This is a genomic window from Methylobacterium sp. WL120, from assembly GCF_008039465.1.
In the GTDB taxonomy this organism is placed as follows: Bacteria; Pseudomonadota; Alphaproteobacteria; order Rhizobiales; family Beijerinckiaceae; genus Methylobacterium; species Methylobacterium cerastii.
The window spans coordinates 1-1,596 of sequence record NZ_VRUT01000323.1 but is presented as its reverse complement, the minus strand read 5'-3'; the positions used below and the strand labels follow the sequence as shown (position 1 = coordinate 1,596).

1 protein-coding gene and 1 pseudogene are annotated in these 1,596 nt (G+C 69.0%); both read left to right on the top strand.

Going from position 1 to position 1,596, the window contains the following annotated elements; all coding sequences use genetic code 11:
- Positions 1 to 463: pseudogene (locus FV229_RS28345) on the top strand (hypothetical protein); the annotation flags it as partial.
- Between the two features lie 118 nt (positions 464 to 581).
- The coding region (locus FV229_RS26740; RefSeq protein WP_187273805.1) for an MCP four helix bundle domain-containing protein at positions 582 to 1,596 on the top strand (1,015 nt) is incomplete at its 3' end.

The following is a 1,596-nucleotide window of genomic DNA, read 5'->3' as shown; positions in this document are numbered from 1 at the left end:
GTACCTGCGCGGCGCCGACATCACCGTGGACGTGGCGGACGCGGTCGTGGCGCCGCGCGACAAGGTCAACGACTACGCGATGATCTTCCACGAGCTCGCCACCAACTCCGCCAAGTACGGCGCGCTGACGCGCGACCGCCGCATGGGTCGCGTAGGCCCCGGCCGCGGGGCGCGGATGCAGCGCCTCCGTCATCACCCGAGCCTAGCGCGACGCGCCGGGTCGGTCGACCGGCCACGATGCGGGGTGCGCCGTCAAAGAGAAGCTGGTCTTTGCACCCGGGCGACCATGCAGACGGCCCCTGACGCGTCCCACCGCGTGCGCGCGTCAGGGGCCGTTTCAAGCAACGCTCCATCAGGACGCGCGTCGTTTCCGGCACATCCGTTCATGGGCTCAGCTATCATCGGAAACATATCGATCGATGTCGATGCATTAAGCACGGTGCACCTTTTGGATGCAGGGTGATGGTCTCTGAAACCGACGGTCGGCACGGGTTTTTTAACGCGTTGAACCGCTTTCTCATCCAGCGGTTGTGCGCGCGGCGCGCCGCCCCGGTCGTCCCGCGCAGGTTCGGACAATGCGCTTGCACGTCTCCCTCAAAGCCTCGCTCGGCGCCGCCTTCGGCTTCCTTGCACTCATCAGCGCCGGACAGGGCGTCGTCTCGCTTGCGAAGCTGTCGAGCATCGGCACGTCCGTCGACGCGATCTCCAGCAACTGGCTGCCCTCCGTCGTCGCGGCGAACAACGTCAAGGCCGCCGAAGCCGACATCCGCATCAAGCATCTGCGCCTCCTGACGCCCACGAAGTCGGCGACCGCCTTCTCCGAGGACAGCAAGCTGCTCGCGACGTCGGCGTCCGAGTTCGAGGCGACGCGCAAGTCCTACGAGACCTTGATCTCCGGCGAGGACGAGCGCTCGATCTACAACGCGTTCGTCGCGTCCTGGAACAAGTACGATGCGGCCACCGTGGAATCCATGCAGTTGGCCGAGGCGGGACTGATGTCGGAGGCGGCGGCGCTGATCGGCAGCCCCGACAACGCGAACTTGTACGACAACGCCCGCGACGCGCTGAACCGCGTCGTCGCCTACAACGAGGTCGGCGCCCGCAGGGATGCGGCGGACGCCATGGCTCAGATCGATGCCGCGACGGCGACGACCTACTGCGCCATCGTCCTGGCGCTCGTCGCGGCCTGCGCCGCCGCGGCGTTCAGCCTCCTGCGCGTCTCGCGACCGATCCAGGCGATGACCGGCGTGATGTCGGGGCTGGCCGCCGGCGAGGCCGAGATCGCGGTGCCGTACGGCGCCCGCCGCGACGAAATCGGCGCGATGGCGTCGGCGGTCCAGGTGTTCAAGGAGAACCTGATCCGCACACGCAAGCTGGAGGCGGAGACGGCGGACGCGCGGCTGGCGGCGGAGGCGCAGCGCAAGGCCGGGATGCGGCAGATGGCCGACGACTTCGAGGCGGCGGTGGGCGGCATCGTCGGGATGGTGTCGTCCTCGGCGACCGAACTGCAGGCCACCGCCCGGACCCTGACCGCGACCGCCGCCGAGACCGCGGGCCAGTCCACCACGGTGGCGGCGGCCGCCGAGGAGGCCGGCA